The 15,173-nt window shown below is 41.8% G+C and carries 13 protein-coding genes; 6 read left to right on the top strand and 7 right to left on the bottom strand.

The genetic code is table 11. The features are described from left to right. The first annotated feature begins 97 nt into the window (after positions 1-97). On the top strand, positions 98-1,705 hold the full coding sequence (locus tag D7322_RS03555; RefSeq protein ID WP_121121393.1) for an acyl-CoA carboxylase subunit beta: 1,608 nt from the start codon (positions 98-100) through the stop codon (positions 1,703-1,705). A gap of 108 nt (positions 1,706-1,813) precedes the next feature. Here the strand turns inward: D7322_RS03555 and D7322_RS03550 are convergent, their stop codons facing one another. Both D7322_RS03550 and D7322_RS03545 read right to left on the bottom strand, forming a co-directional pair. Then, complete coding sequence (locus D7322_RS03550) at positions 1,814-3,742, bottom strand: acetoacetate--CoA ligase (RefSeq protein ID WP_121121391.1); 1,929 nt, start codon at positions 3,740-3,742, stop codon at positions 1,814-1,816. A 166-nt stretch (positions 3,743-3,908) separates the two neighbouring features. Beyond that, the gene (locus D7322_RS03545; RefSeq protein ID WP_121121389.1) at positions 3,909-4,955 is read right to left on the bottom strand and encodes a ferredoxin--NADP reductase; all 1,047 of its coding nucleotides are present in this window, start codon (positions 4,953-4,955) and stop codon (positions 3,909-3,911) included. 177 nt (positions 4,956-5,132) lie between these two features. On the opposite strand from D7322_RS03545, the gene D7322_RS03540 reads away from it, so the two are divergent. Beyond that, positions 5,133-5,849: a superoxide dismutase gene (locus D7322_RS03540; RefSeq protein ID WP_121121387.1), complete on the top strand. Its 717-nt coding sequence runs from the start codon at positions 5,133-5,135 to the stop codon at positions 5,847-5,849. Between the two features lie 62 nt (positions 5,850-5,911). On the opposite strand, the gene D7322_RS03535 is transcribed toward D7322_RS03540, so the two are convergent. Continuing rightward, complete coding sequence (locus D7322_RS03535) at positions 5,912-6,310, bottom strand: SRPBCC family protein (protein WP_121121385.1); 399 nt, start codon at positions 6,308-6,310, stop codon at positions 5,912-5,914. A 19-nt stretch (positions 6,311-6,329) separates the two neighbouring features. Then, positions 6,330-6,980: an orotate phosphoribosyltransferase gene (pyrE, locus tag D7322_RS03530; RefSeq protein ID WP_121121383.1), complete on the bottom strand. Its 651-nt coding sequence runs from the start codon at positions 6,978-6,980 to the stop codon at positions 6,330-6,332. A gap of 22 nt (positions 6,981-7,002) precedes the next feature. Between pyrE and D7322_RS03525 the strand changes: the two genes are divergently transcribed. From D7322_RS03525 to gloA2, 4 genes are all read left to right on the top strand, one after another. Continuing rightward, positions 7,003-7,590, top strand: a complete 588-nt coding sequence (locus tag D7322_RS03525; protein WP_245971241.1) for an NUDIX domain-containing protein — start codon at positions 7,003-7,005, stop codon at positions 7,588-7,590. A gap of 57 nt (positions 7,591-7,647) precedes the next feature. Then, positions 7,648-8,364 (top strand): 3-ketoacyl-ACP reductase, encoded by a 717-nt coding sequence (locus D7322_RS03520; protein WP_121121379.1) that lies wholly within the window; start codon positions 7,648-7,650, stop codon positions 8,362-8,364. Between the two features lie 116 nt (positions 8,365-8,480). Next, positions 8,481-9,542, top strand: a complete 1,062-nt coding sequence (locus D7322_RS03515) for an NADH:flavin oxidoreductase/NADH oxidase (RefSeq protein WP_121121377.1) — start codon at positions 8,481-8,483, stop codon at positions 9,540-9,542. Then, a complete protein-coding gene (gene gloA2, locus D7322_RS03510; RefSeq protein ID WP_121121376.1) occupies positions 9,539-9,931 on the top strand; it encodes an SMU1112c/YaeR family gloxylase I-like metalloprotein in 393 nt (130 codons plus the stop codon). The genes D7322_RS03515 and gloA2 overlap by 4 nt, the downstream gene beginning before the upstream one ends. 146 nt (positions 9,932-10,077) lie before the next feature. On the opposite strand, the gene infB is transcribed toward gloA2, so the two are convergent. From infB to rimP, 3 genes are all read right to left on the bottom strand, one after another. Further along, positions 10,078-13,224 carry a translation initiation factor IF-2 gene (gene infB / locus D7322_RS03505; RefSeq protein ID WP_121121374.1) on the bottom strand — a complete coding sequence of 1,049 codons (3,147 nt, stop codon included), beginning with the start codon at positions 13,222-13,224 and terminating at the stop codon, positions 10,078-10,080. A 103-nt stretch (positions 13,225-13,327) separates the two neighbouring features. Continuing rightward, positions 13,328-14,569 (bottom strand): transcription termination factor NusA, encoded by a 1,242-nt coding sequence (gene nusA / locus D7322_RS03500; protein ID WP_104382659.1) that lies wholly within the window; start codon positions 14,567-14,569, stop codon positions 13,328-13,330. Between the two features lie 5 nt (positions 14,570-14,574). Further along, positions 14,575-15,039, bottom strand: a complete 465-nt coding sequence (gene rimP / locus D7322_RS03495; RefSeq protein ID WP_121121372.1) for a ribosome assembly cofactor RimP — start codon at positions 15,037-15,039, stop codon at positions 14,575-14,577. Between the last annotated feature and the right edge of the window lie 134 nt (positions 15,040-15,173).

The raw sequence follows: 15,173 nt of genomic DNA, 5'->3' as shown, positions 1-15,173 counted from the left end.
TAGGAATAAAATTGCAAATATTCTAAAATTTTATTTTAAATTTATCTAAAAATAAGAAATTCTTAATTACATCGCTTTTAAACCAGAATTATAAACTATGAAGGAGCTGCTCGCATTACTTCACCAAAAAAGAGAAAATCTAAAGCTCGGTGGTGGCATTGATAAAATCAAAAAACTAAAAGAAAAAGGTAAACTGTCGGCTTGGGAAAGAATAACTTACTTGCTGGATGCTGACCGTGAGTATCTAGAGATTGGCATGTTTGCCGGAGAAGGCATGTATGTTGAGCATGGGGGATGTACCAATGCTGGCTGTGCTGCCGTGATAGGCTACGTTAAATCCAAACTTTGTGTTATCGTCTCAAACGATGCGACCGTCAAAGCCGGAGCTTGGTTTCCCATCTCAGCCAAGAAAAATCTTCGCGCACAGGAAATCGCTATGGAAAATAATCTTCCGATTATCTATCTGGTGGATTCTGCAGGTGTCTTCCTCCCGATGCAAGATGAGATTTTTCCCGATAAAGAACACTTTGGCCGTATATTCCGCAATAATGCACGTATGTCGGCCATGGGCATCCCCCAGATCGCCGCGATTATGGGAAGCTGTGTAGCTGGAGGGGCCTATTTACCCATCATGTCAGACTACGCATTCATCGTCGAAGGCACAGGATCCGTCTTCTTAGCTGGCCCTTATCTGGTTAAATCGGCTATTGGTGAGACCGTAGATGCGGAAACACTTGGAGGAGCTTCTACGCATTCCGAAATATCGGGTGTTACAGACAATAAGTTCCCTGACGACCAAAGTTGCCTAACGGCCATTAAAAATGTGATCGATAAAATCGGTGGTCATGCAAAAGCAAACTTCAATCGGAAAGAAAGCCATCCGCCAAAAACAGATCCGGAAAAAATAATTGAAATTCTTCCGGAAGACCGTACCAAACCCTATCGGATGCAAGATATTCTCGAAGCAATTGTTGATGCGGATACACTGGAGGAGTATAAACCCGATTATGGTAAAACAATTGTATGTGCGCTTGCACGTATAGACGGCTGGGCAGTAGGTATTGTCGCCAACCAACGGGAGATTATCAAAGCGAAGAAACCCGGTAATGCGATGGAAATGCAAATGGGCGGTGTTATTTATAGTGACTCAGCAGACAAAGCTGCACGCTTTATTATGAATTGCAACCAGCAAAATATACCCCTTGTTTTCTTTCAGGATGTCACTGGATTTATGGTGGGTAGCCGATCCGAACAAGGTGGAATTATTAAAGATGGCGCTAAAATGGTTAACGCGATGGCAAATTCCGTTGTGCCAAAATTTACTTTTATAGTAGGCAATAGCTATGGTGCAGGAAATTACGCTATGTGCGGAAAGGCCTATGACCCACGCTTGATCTATGCCTGGCCAACGGCCCAAATGGCCGTCATGAGTGGCAATGCGGCTGGTAAAACATTATTTCAAATTCAAGAATCAGCATTAAAAGCCAAAGGGAAAGAAATCAATGAAGAGGAAAAAAATATCCTTCTCAAATCCATTGAAGACCGATATAACGAACAATTAAGTCCCTATTACGCCGCTGCCAGGCTCTGGGTGGATGGCATTATCGCCCCGCAGGAAACCCGAAAGGTAATCAGCATGGGTATAGAGGCCGCCAATGAAAAACCTATAATCGAGCGGTACAACGTTGGTGTAATTCAGGTTTAGGAATATTCGACCAATAGACTCCCTAAAAGGTTTATCCCAACAATACAAACCCCTCCACGATCGGTGACCGCGGAGGGGTGAAAAGATGTATGACCAATCTTTTATTCATTACAACATATTCCATGTTTTGCTAATTATTTCAAATCCATTCACAGCCTCCGGATTACGCATGACATCTTTTGAAACTGCCCGCTCGGTAGGAATACCTGAGAAAATCTTTTTTATTGGCAGTTCCAGCTTTTTCCCGCTCCAGGTATAGGGGACGTCGGAAACCTGAAAAATTTGATCGGGCACATGCCTGGGACTGTATTCCCTTCGAAGAGATTTTTTGATTTTATCCTTCAGTTCATCCGTTAAGGTCCCGCTTTTTAGCTGAACAAAAAGTAACATATCAGAAGAGCCATTTTCGTGATCGACACAAATGACCAAACTATCCTGCACCTCATCTGTTGCATTCAATACATTATAGATTTCAGCAGTCCCGATGCGTACGCCGCCACGATTAAGGGTAGCATCAGAGCGACCATACATAATTATTCCGTCATTCTTCGTTATCTGAATCCAGTCACCATGGCTCCAGATACCGGCATACTTATCGAAGTAACTATCATAATATTTTTGATTGCCCGCATCATTCCAGAAGTAAATCGGCATACAAGGCATCGGTTCCAAAATAACCAGCTCCCCCACCTCTTCATAGACAGCGATTCCATCTGCGTTAAAAGCTTCTATTTTGGATCCTAAGGTACGGCACTGTATTTCACCGGCATGCACATCAAGCAAGGTGCATCCTGAAAGAAAAGCACTGCAGACATCCGTACCACCACTCAACGAAATAATCTGAGTTTCCGGAAATTGCTGATGAATCCATTCAAAAATAGCTGGTGGTAATGGAGAACCGGTCGATCCAATTGTTTTCGGCATATACTCCAATGCTTTTAGATCCTGATCCTGACAAGAAATTAAATAAGCAGCGCCCACACCAAAATGATCAACGCCAGTTTCTTTTGCAAACCTCCACAGGCTCAGTTTATCCGGGAAGTTGGTTGCCCCGTCATATATACACAAGGTATTGCCCATTAATAGTGCCGAAAGTGCATAATTCCACATCATCCAGCCTGTTGTCGTATACCACATAAACCGCTCTCCCTCCTGCACATTCTGATGCAACCCTAAGGCTTTCATGTGTTCTAACAGCATCCCTCCGGCGCCATGTGTGATCGCTTTAGGTTTTCCTGTCGTTCCCGAAGAATACAAGATCCATATGGGATCTTCAAAAGCCACGGCTGTAAACTGAAGTTCACCCTGGGGGATGGTAGAATTCATGATCATTTGCCAGTTTTTATCATGAATAAAAACACAGGCCTTCAGGGAGGGCAAACATTCCGCGAGCTTTCGTACACTTTCTTCTTTCTCAAAGACCCGTCCATTATAAGTGTACTCCGCATTTGCAAAAAGCACCTTTGGCTCGATTTGCTCAAAACGATCTTGAATACTTGCCTCACCAAAGTCAGGGGAACAACAGGACCAGATTGCTCCAATTGAATTCGTAGCCAAAAATAAAGCTATAGCTTCAACCCCGTTAACCAGCACGCCTGCCACGCGATCCCCTTTCGAGACCCCCTGATTTTTTAAATACACCTGTAATCTGAGCACCATTCCCCTCAACTCTTCCCAGGAGACTTCACGTCGAGAATCTTGTTCCGACTGGAAAACAAGAGCGGGCCGGGTATCTGTGGCACGGCGAAACACATGCTCCGCGTAGCTTAACGTCGCTCCACTGAACCATTTCGTCCCGATAAAACTAGCTCTGTCCGCGGGATAAGTTAATATATGCGTAAAATCTGAACGAAATTCTATCTTAAAATAAGTTGCAACACTCTCCCAAAAGTCAGCAATATGCGCAGTTGACCATTTCCAGAGCTCGTGATAAGACGCAAAGGATAATTGATATCGCTGTTCGACATACTGTTTGAATCTATTGATCTCCGATTGAGATTGCTGCTCTTCTGTCGGGCTCCAGAGTAATTTTCCCATAATAGTTAGATATAAAAACGGTTATATCCAAACTTAACTAAATTTGCTCTGAAATGCAATTTTTATTGGGACTCAAACAGAACAAATAAACAACATCAATCACTTTATTGAAATATTATTCTGAAATATCCGTAGTTCATCAAATAAACGAGGCAAACATCCTCCTTTATAACACCTCGATCTCGGTTCCATGCTCCAGCGGGTGACCGGTACACAGCAAGATACGTCCATTCTCCATTTCTCGGTCTGTTAGCACTTCATTGTAATCCATTCTCACTTTTCCTTTGGAACATTGAGCAATACAAGTGCTGCACATACCAGACCTGCAGGAATAAGGCAGTTTGATCTTATGCTCAAGTCCTACGTCCAAAATGGACTTATTGTAAGGAATCTCAAGCGCATAGGTTTCGTCCTGAAAATGTAACTTGATCTGATAAGACGTCGTATCGATTACCTTTTCAGTTTCGTCGTCATCATCTTCCTCATTTTCAGGCAATAAAAACGTTTCTCTTTTTATCTGATTAGTATCAAAGCCCATTCCCAAAAGTGTGAAACGGCATAAATCCATATAAATAACCGGCCCGCAGGTATAGCATAATGCATCCTCTTTTGGCCCAACGAGATGATCCTTGACAATGGAAAGAATATAATCCCTGTTCAGACGGGCCTTCATCAGATATTTACTGTTGGAATAAATCCAGACGATCGTTAAACGATCTGGGAATCGCTTGGCCCATTCCTCCAATTCCTCCCGAAAGGGTGCCTGATCAGCAGATCGATTGCTATATACCAAAACGACCTTAGATTTCTCTTCAACAAGAAGTGCCGTTTTAAGAATCGAATACAAAGGCGTTATACCAATACCGGCGGCAAATAGAAATAAAGTCCTTACTTTATATTGTTCGGGCTCATAGATAAATAATCCCTGTGGCTCCATGGCTTGAACAATATCCCCTTCGCTTATCGTATGATGAAGTAACCTCGAAATTTCGCCATTTTCCACACGTTTTACGGTGATGCTTAGCGGCTCATTATAATCTGGGGAACTATTTAAAGAATAAGAACGACGCACTTCCCGATCACCAAACATAAAAGAAAGCGTAATAAATTGACCAGCTTTATAAGGAGGATAGCCACCGTCAGTAGATTCCAGCTGAAAAGTAATATTATTATTGGGCTGAGGAATTATCTTTGCTATTCGTAATGCGTACATAAGCCAAATATACTGTCGAATTTTGGCTTACACAAATGAAAAAAAGGATTCGAAAGCGGCTTTTTAGGGATGCGCTATATAACAATTTTGTTGTATTACAATTGACAGACAATTCTCGTACAATAATTGTAGAATTTCACGTTATATTTATATTAAAACTTATCATATTAAGATTATATGCAAACACGCAGAAACTTCCTTCAAAATGCAGCAAAAGCCACATTAGGTATTGCTGTATCTGGATCAATATTACAAGATATTGCTTCCGCGAAAGAAACTGAATTAAATGCCGCTGCTTTAAAGTTTTCTCAAGTCAAGTTACCTTTCAGTTATGCCGCTTTGGAGCCCAATATTGATGCCCTGACGATGGAAATCCATTATACAAAGCACCATATGGCCTATATCAACGCCGTCAACGAGGCCATTGTTGCTGAATCCATCAAAGAAACTTCAGAAGAGCAACTTTTAGCTAACATATCCAAATATTCCGCAAAAGCCAGAAATAATGCGGGAGGTGCCTGGAATCACAATTTCTTTTGGGAAAGCCTGTCCGACAAAGCAAGCCAGCCTTCGGAAAAACTGCTGGCGATGATCAATAAGACTTTCGGTTCAATTGACAAATTCAAAGAGCAATTTGCCGCTGCAGCAACCACCCGTTTTGGATCGGGATGGGCTTGGTTGATCCTCGACGATTCAGGAAACCTGAAAATAACGTCTACGCCAAATCAGGATAATCCATTAATGGATGTCGCGGAAGTAAAAGGTATCCCCGTTTTGGGTCTCGACGTTTGGGAGCATGCTTATTACTTACATTACCAAAACAAAAGGGCAGACTATATCAAAAATTGGTGGAACGTTGTCAACTGGAAAAAAGTAAATGAGCGAATAGCATAACATAAAAAAAGCTCGATCTAACGATCGAGCTTTTTTTATGTTATAATCCGTCACAACACCTACTATCCCAGCACTGCTTTCAGTTTGTTTACCTGAAAATCGATCAGCTTTTGAAGCGGACCTGTAGCGATCATTTTCATCATCATATTTAAATCGGCATCAATCACAAAGCTCGCTTTCGTCACCGTATCCGATACGGCCTGTAGTTCCCAGCGTAAGGTAACCTCAAATGGTGCCTTTTCGGATGGAACGAGCTTAATCAATTGATTGACTATCCGCTCTTCAACCTTTAACGCCAATTTCGCCATATTTTGAATGGTAAATCGGGCTTCGTCTGTTGTTGAAGACCAATTATAAATATTTTCAGGCATTAACTGTTCGTGATTGTTGAGATCAGTCAAAAAAGCAAATACTTCGCCTACATTCCTGTTGATTTCTGTGGTATTCTGAATGGTAGTCATAACGGTAAATTATTGATCTTTATTGAAAGTTTTCACCCCATCCCGCAGGATTCAATCGCCACTTTTTCAAAATTTCAACATCCTCTTCCAATACATAGCTATTTTCGGCTGCAACCTGAATTAGCGCGTCGTAGTTACATAGACTGAAATAAGGACATTTTGCATCTGCAAAATTATCTGTCGCCTGTTGCAATCCATACGTAAATATGGAAACCAATCCAACAACATTGCAACCTGCTTCGCGCAATGCTTTAACAGCGATCAGGCTACTTTTACCTGTTGAAATTAAATCTTCAACCACAACGACACGTTGACCACTAACGACCTCGCCTTCAATCATATTTTGACGGCCGTGATCTTTCGCTGAGCTTCTAACATAAGAAAACGGCAGGCCTAAATCCTGCGCTACCAGCACCCCTTGTGGAATACCTGCCGTAGCAACTCCAGAAATCATATCTATTGATCCAAACTCTTCTTGAATAAGCTTAGAAAGCTTCTGACGAATATACGTACGTATTGCTGGATGAGATAAAGTGATACGGTTATCACAGTAAATTGGAGACTTCCAACCCGACGCCCAAGTAAAAGGACTTTTAGGTTGCAATTTTATTGCTTTAATTTGCAATAAGGATTCAGCAACTTTTTGTTCAACCTCATTTAAATTATTCATGGCGCAAATTTATAAAATTTATATGAACGAAACCGTGCTAATTTTAGCAGATTTTGTTCCTTCGAAAACCGAAAACACGCAAACAATTAGTATTCAAGACATTGAACTTCAAAAACTTTTCAAACAATCTGAAATTGATAAAGTTCCAAAGACCTATCTCTACGTCAACAAGGATTTCGAGACCGTATTTCAAAATTTAAAAAGCAAGCTTAAAATCATCAAAGCAGCTGGCGGGCTGGTCAAAAATGGTGATGGAGATTATCTTTTTATTTACCGCTTGGGCAAATGGGATCTCCCCAAAGGTAAGGTTGAAGATAATGAAAAGATGAAAGAAGCCGCCGTACGTGAAGTAGAAGAAGAATGTGGTATTAAAATAAATTATTTAGGCAAGAAGATTACCACATCATACCATACCTACTATTTACGCAACGGCGAGTTTGTATTAAAGGCAACAAACTGGTATGAAATGGGCGTTAATAAGGTTCCGAAATTGATCCCGCAAACAGCCGAAGATATTACAAAAGCAGAATGGCGTCACGTGGACCAATTTGATGAAGTACGGGCAAATACCTATCCCATTATAGAAAACCTCATCAAAAAGCTTAAATAGACTGTCTTTTGAGGTTCATCTGACAGTAATCCGGGAGATCATTCTTATTTTTATCGTATGGAAAATATAACAGGAAAAAGGGCTTTAGTTACAGGTGGGGCCAAAGGATTGGGCAAGGCCATTGCTGTAGCATTGGCTAAAGAAGGCGTCCACGTAGCGATTACGGGCAGAAACGAAACTGCATTGAAACAGACCGCTGCCGAACTGGCTGAATTAGGGACGGAGGTTACCTACGCAGTATTTGACGTGGCTGACAACACTGCCGTGCAACAGGAAATTAAAAATCTCAATGAAACCTTTGGCTATTTTGATATTTTAATTAACAATGCGGGTATATCTTCCTTTTCTTCAGTGATGGACATGGACGTTAATGACTGGACAGCGATTATCAACGTTAACCTGCTGGGGACCTATTTTGTTACAAAGGCTATCCTGCCACAACTTATTGAAAAAAATCAGGGTGACATTGTCATGGTATCTTCTACGGCTGGACTGAATGGCGCGGCTACCACATCGGCCTATAGCGCTTCAAAATTTGGCGTTATCGGATTTGCTGATTCCTTGATGCGTGAAGTACGTAAAAACAACATCCGGGTATGCACCCTGATGCCGAGTACCATCGCTTCAGATATGTCGAAGGATCTTGGCCTCACGGACGGGGACCCTGAAAAGGTATTGCAACCGGAAGATTTCGCGGAACTAATTATCGCAAATTTAAAATTGCCTAGAAGAGCGATGTTAAAATCAGCCTCTTTATGGTCTACAAATCCATAAAACCACTATTGCGGACCTTTAACAACGCTTAAGGCCCGCAATAGAATTATTTATGATCTATCAACACCATTCTCAGACAGGAGCTCACTACACCCGTTTAATATAAACAAGAAATTATGAGTAAACTATTTTCATCGATAAACATCGGTTCCTTAAACCTGAAAAATCGCTTAGTCGTTTCCCCTATGTGCCAATATTCTGCTGAAGATGGTTTTGCAAACAACTGGCATCTTGTCCACCTCGGTCAATTTGCCATTGGAGGTGCAGCAGCAGTCATACAGGAAGCAACAGCCGTCGCACCCGAAGGTAGAATCAGCTATGGAGACCTCGGGATATGGGATGACCGGCATATTGACAAATTGAAAGAAATAACTGCCTTTATCAAAGCAAACGGTGCTCTCCCCGGTATTCAAATCGCGCATGCTGGCCGAAAAGCCAGCAGCAACAAGCCTTGGCTTGGCCGTGGTCAATTTGCCCCCTCAGAAGCCCTAGGATGGCAGACTGTCGCTCCATCGGCACTGGCTTTCCATCCGACAGATTACGCCCCCAAAGAGCTTAAAACAAATGAGATCGAAGAAATCATCGAACAGTTTGGACAAGCTACCAAAAGAGCTATTCAAGCTGGTTACGAAATCATCGAGCTCCACGCAGCACACGGTTACCTCATCCATCAATTTCTCTCTCCTTTGTGCAACTTACGAATAGACCAATTTGGTGGTACATTTGAAAATAGAATCCGTTTCTTGCTGGAGATCATCAAAAGGGTAAAACAAGAAATAACAACACAAAGTTTATGGGTACGTATTTCAGCGACAGACTGGGCCCCGAACGGTTGGGACCTTGATCAATCCATAGCACTGTCAAAGCTCTTGGTAGAACAGGGTATAGATATCATCGACGTATCAAGTGGTGGAGCTGTTTCACATCAAAAAATTGATGTCGGCCCCGCTTATCAACTTCCTTTTGCTGTAGCGATCAAAGAAAAAACCGGAAGCAAAACTGCTACTGTCGGCATTATTAAAACAGCGACTCAGGCCGCCGATATTATTGAGAAAGATCAGGCGGATTTAATTATGATTGCTCGGAGTTTTTTAGATGATCCACATCTTCCTTTACACTTTGCAAAAGAATTATCCGTGGACATCCCCTGGCCAAAACAATACGAAAGAGCAAAATGAAATTAAGCTTAAACAAAATACACCATATTGCGATCATATGTAGCGATTATCAGCGGTCGAAAAAATTCTATACTGAGGTCCTCGGCCTTGAAATCTGGCAGGAACATTATCGGGTAGAGCGGGATTCATACAAATTAGATTTAAAACTCAACGAAACATACATCATTGAACTATTTTCCTTTCCCTCTCCCCCTACTAGACCGAGTTTTCCTGAAGCTGCAGGTTTAAGGCATCTCGCTTTTGAAGTCGATAATCTGGATACGGAAATACATAAATTAGAACAGGCGGGTATCCTACATGAAGGGATAAGGATCGACGAACTAACACAAAAAAGGTTCACTTTTTTCGCCGACCCCGATCAGCTTCCGATAGAGCTATACGAGCGTTAGAAACAAAACCTTCATATTTTTATAAGTACCAAGAGCTATGAAAATCAACTGAAGGCTCTTTCCGACCACCGGAAAAACAGAAACACGTTAAAATAAAAAAGCGTTGATTTTCATCAACGCTTTTTTATTATGTCGTAAATCGAAAATTACAATTTACGTTTTACTTCTACTTGTTCGTAAGCCTCTACGATATCACCCACTTGGATGTCGTTGAAACGGTCAATGTTCAGACCACACTCGTAACCTTGTGCAACCTCTTTCACATCGTCTTTAAAACGTTTCAGGGATGCCAATCGACCTGTATGGATAACGACACCGTCTCTGATTATGCGGATATCATTATTTCTATTGATCTTACCTTCTCTAACCATACATCCGGCAATGGTACCCACTTTAGAGATTTTAAATGTTTCTCTGATTTCAACCTCAGCAACAATTTTCTCTTCAAATTTCGGTGCCAACATACCTTCCATCGCAGATTTGATCTCTTCGATTGCATCATAGATGATAGAGTACAAACGAACGTCGATTTGCTCATTCTCAGCTAATTTACGTGCGTTTTGTGTTGGACGCACTTGGAAACCGATAATGATCGCATCAGAAGCAGATGCCAACAATACGTCTGATTCGGAGATCGCACCCACCGATTTATGGATAATATTTACCTGAATTTCATCCGTTGATAATTTCAATAATGAATCCGATAATGCTTCAATCGAACCGTCCACGTCACCTTTAACAATAATATTAAGTTCCTTAAAGTTACCGATAGCCAAACGACGACCGATCTCATCCAAGGTAATATGTTTCGTTGCACGCATACCTTGCTCACGTTGTAACTGAAGACGTTTGTTTGCTACCGTTCTAGCCTCGGATTCACTTTCAAGAACATAAAGCTTATCCCCAGCTGTAGGCGCTCCGGCCATACCTAATATCTGTACCGGCACTGAAGGACCTGCTTCTTTAACACGTTCACCTCTTTCATTGGTTAAGGCTTTGACCTTACCAGAGTGTGAACCCGCCAAAATCGGATCTCCGACGCGAAGGGTACCTCCTTGGATCAATACTGTAGTCACGATACCACGGCCTTTGTCCAAGGCTGCTTCGATCACCGAACCGACTGCACGTTTTTTCGGATCAGCTTTCAAATCCAACATTTCAGCTTCCAAAAGAACTTTTTCCAAAAGAAGATCAACATTTTCTCCGGTTTTTGCGGAGATCTCTTGCGCTTGGAATTTACCTCCCCAATCTTCAACCAAGATATTCATTGCAGAAAGCTGCTCACGGATACGGTCCGGATTCGCTCCCGGTTTGTCTACTTTTGTAAATGCAAATACAATCGGTACTCCAGCTGCTTGCGCGTGATTGATCGCCTCTTTTGTTTGCGGCATGACTGCGTCGTCCGCCGCAATAACGATAATAACGATATCTGTTACTTTCGCACCACGTGCACGCATTGCCGTAAAAGCTTCGTGACCCGGTGTATCCAAAAATGTGATCTTACGATTATCATCTAACTTCACCGCATAAGCACCGATATGTTGTGTGATACCACCGGCCTCACCTGAAGTCACGTTTGCTTTACGGATATAATCCAGCAAAGAAGTCTTACCGTGGTCAACGTGTCCCATTACCGTTACGATCGGGGCTCTAGGCACCAGATTCGCCTCAGTATCCGGTTCTTCCAATTCCGCAGTTTCCTCATCTTCAGGTTTAATAAATTCAACCTGATAGCCAAATTCATCCGCCACAATAGTCAAAGTCTCTGCATCCAGTCGTTGGTTGATCGACACAAACATGCCTAAACTCATACAAGTAGCAATGATCTGCGTGACCTGAACGTCCATTAAATTCGCCAGCTCATTCGCCGTAACAAATTCGGTAACGCGCAATACCTTCGCCATCAATTCCTGCTCCATTGCAGCTTCTTCTGCATGTTGTGCAACATCATCACGTTTCTGGCGTCTTAATTTCGCACGTTGCGCAAATTTACCAGATTTACCCGCACCGCTTAAACGGGCAAGTGTAGCTTTGATTTGATCTTGGATTTCCTTTTCAGAAGGTTCCTCCTTATTTTCAACAGGTCTTCCTTTTCCTCTATTGTCAAAACGACCATGTTGTGGTCTTGCGCCACCTTGTCCCGGTCTACCTTGGTGCTGGTTGTTCCCACCCTGCCCCGGTCTACCTGGATGCTGATTGTTTTGTCCCGGACGATTGTTCGGATTATTGTTGTTCCCTTGATTACCAGCTCGGTTACCTTGTTGGTCACGATTGTGGTTGTTGTTTCCATCGCGAGGACCACGGTTCTGATTGTTATGCCCCTGACCTTGTCCCGCATTCGGATTTACTGGACCGTTTGGATTCGTGCGCTTACGCTTACGTTTCTCATTGTTGTTTCCAGCATTTGAAGAGGATGCCACAGGCTTGTGGGAAGGTCTAGCAGATGGTAATTCAATCTTACCAATTACTTTTGGACCAGTCAACCTTTCTGCACGCGCAGAAATAATATCATCGCCTTCTTTTTTCACAGGCTCCACTTTTGGAGTTACTGGTACAGCAGCTTTAGGTGCTGTTTCGTCTTTTTTCTTTTCTTCTACCTTCACAGGTTCGGTTTTTGTCTCTACAACCGGAGTTGCTTTTACTTCAGTTTTATCTACTTCAGGTTTGGGAGTTTCTACCTTAGGTGCAACGACTTCGGTTTTTTGCTCAACAACCTTTGGTTCTTCTTTTTTTGCTTCGATAACAGGCTCTTTGACTTCAGCTTCTTTCTGCTCTACGGCTTTCTCCGCAACCTTAGTCTCTGTTGGTGCCTCATTCGTCACTTTAGGTTCCTGTTTGGAAGGTTCTTCTTTTTTTATCTTGTTTCCCCCTCTATTTAGGGCATCAAGATCTATTTTGCCGACCACTTTCATACCCCCTTGATGAACAGGTTCCTCCGGTTTGGCAGGAGCGGCTTCTTTGGCAGATGGGATTTCTATGGTATTCTTAACCAAAATCTCTTTCGGCTCTTCATGTTCTTCAAAATCCTCATTTTTAGATGAATCTTTAGGAGAAGCGGACGGCGACTCCTCACGACGAATTTTGCCAATAACAATTTGTTTAGCTTCATCTTTCAGTGATTTGTCTCCCTGAAACTCTTTTAACAGCACACCATACATCTCTCCGCTCAATTTAGTGTTAGGCTTTGCTTCTACATCATATCCTTTTTTCACTAAACATTCGACGGCAGTATGTATCCCGATGTTGAGTTCCTTTGCTGCTTTAAGCAAGTTTGTTCCTTTTCCTTCAGTCATCTATAATATAAACTATTTTAATATAATTACAAAAATATGTTTTTTTCCATCCATAAACAATTTATTCCGAATGTTAGATGGAAAAAATTTAACAAGCTGAATTTTATTCAAATTCAGCCTGCAATATACGTACGATATCACGAATGGTATCTTCTTCCAGGTCGGTACGTCTAACCAACTCTTCTTCACTAAGTGATAAAACAGATTTTGCAGAGTCTAAACCAACACGTTTCAACTCATCGATAACCCAGCTCTCAATTTCGTCGCTGAATTCCTCGATATCCACATCCTCATCAAATTCATCATTCTCACGGTAAACATCAATCTCGTAACCGGTCAGCTTACCAGCCAGTTTAATGTTGTGTCCACCACGTCCGATTGCCAGGGATACCTGATCCGATTTTAAGTATACAGCAGCAGTTTTATTTTCCTCGTCGATCTTAATCGAGCTGATCCGGGCAGGGCTCAGTGCACGGGCGATATATAAGGAATGGTTTGTCGTGAAATTAATCACATCAATGTTCTCATTACGCAATTCGCGAACGATACCATGAATACGTGATCCTTTCATACCCACACATGCTCCAACTGGATCAATACGATCATCGTAAGACTCTACAGCCACTTTAGCACGTTCCCCCGGTTCACGGACAATTTTCTTGATGGTAATCAGACCATCAAAGATCTCGGGAACCTCGAGTTCAAATAAACGTTGTAGAAACGCAGGTGCCGTACGTGAGATAATGATTTTCGGATTGTTGTTCATCATATCCACTTTATGGACTACTGCACGAATACCATCACCTTTTTTGAAATAATCAGCAGGGATCTGTTCCGACTTCGGTAAGATCAATTCATTACCATCCTCATCCAATACCAAAATCTCTTTTTTCCAGATCTGATAAACCTCACCAATAACCAACTCCCCTTCTCTATCTTTATATTTCTTGAATACTTCATCCTTCTCAAGTTCCAATACTTTAGAAACAAGCGTTTGACGGGCTGCCAAAATAGCACGGCGTCCAAAGCTTTCCAAAGTGATCTGCTCGATAAAATCATCGCCTACTTCCAGATCCTCATCGTGTTTTCTTGCTTCCGCCAACTCGATCTCAAGATCATCATCCTCAGAAAATTCATCTTCAACAACGACACGCGTTCTCCAAATCTCCAAATCTCCGTTATCTGGATTTACGATAACATCCACATTTTCATCCGTACCGAAACGACGACGGATCATGCTACGAAAAACCTCTTCCAATACTGTAATGACCGTAGGTCTGTCGATATTCTTAAACTCTTTAAACTCCTGAAAAGAGTCTATTAGATTGATGTTGCTGTTACTCATTATTTTTAAAATGAAATTACCACTTTTGTTGCTTTTATTTGATCAAAAGGAAGTTCTTTTTCCACCTCTTGCGCTTTTTTACCTTTTTCTTTTACTTTTTGAAGAATGCTGATCTTGGTCTCATCAACAGTCAACAATGTTCCTTCAATTTTGGTGTTATCGTCCAGTTTAATCTGCACGGTACGGCCTATATTTTTTTGGTATTGCCGGTTATTGACAAAATTAGAATCTATGCCCGGTGACGAAACCTCCAGACGATAAGCATTATCGATGACATTTTCTTCCTCTAAATGAAAACCAACATGCCGGCTCACCTGTGCACAGTCATCAATATTAACCCCGTTATCCCCATCCAGGAGAATTTCCAAGATCTTATTTGGGCGCATCTTTACACTAACAATAAACAAATCCTCGCGATCTGCTATTTTTTCTTCTATGAGTTCAATGACTCTTTTTTCTACATCTTGCATTGTTCTACTGCCTAGAATGCTAAATTAATTGTATTAAAAAAAGGGGGCAATACGAGCCCCCTTCCTTTCAGATATGCAAATATAGTATTTTATAAAATAAAAAACAAATCCCCAAACAACTGCGAAAGTATTTT

Source organism: Sphingobacterium puteale (assembly GCF_003627955.1).
In the GTDB taxonomy this organism is placed as follows: Bacteria; Bacteroidota; Bacteroidia; order Sphingobacteriales; family Sphingobacteriaceae; genus Sphingobacterium; species Sphingobacterium puteale.
Note: the sequence above shows the minus strand (reverse complement) of the source record. Positions and strands in the feature narration are given on the sequence as shown.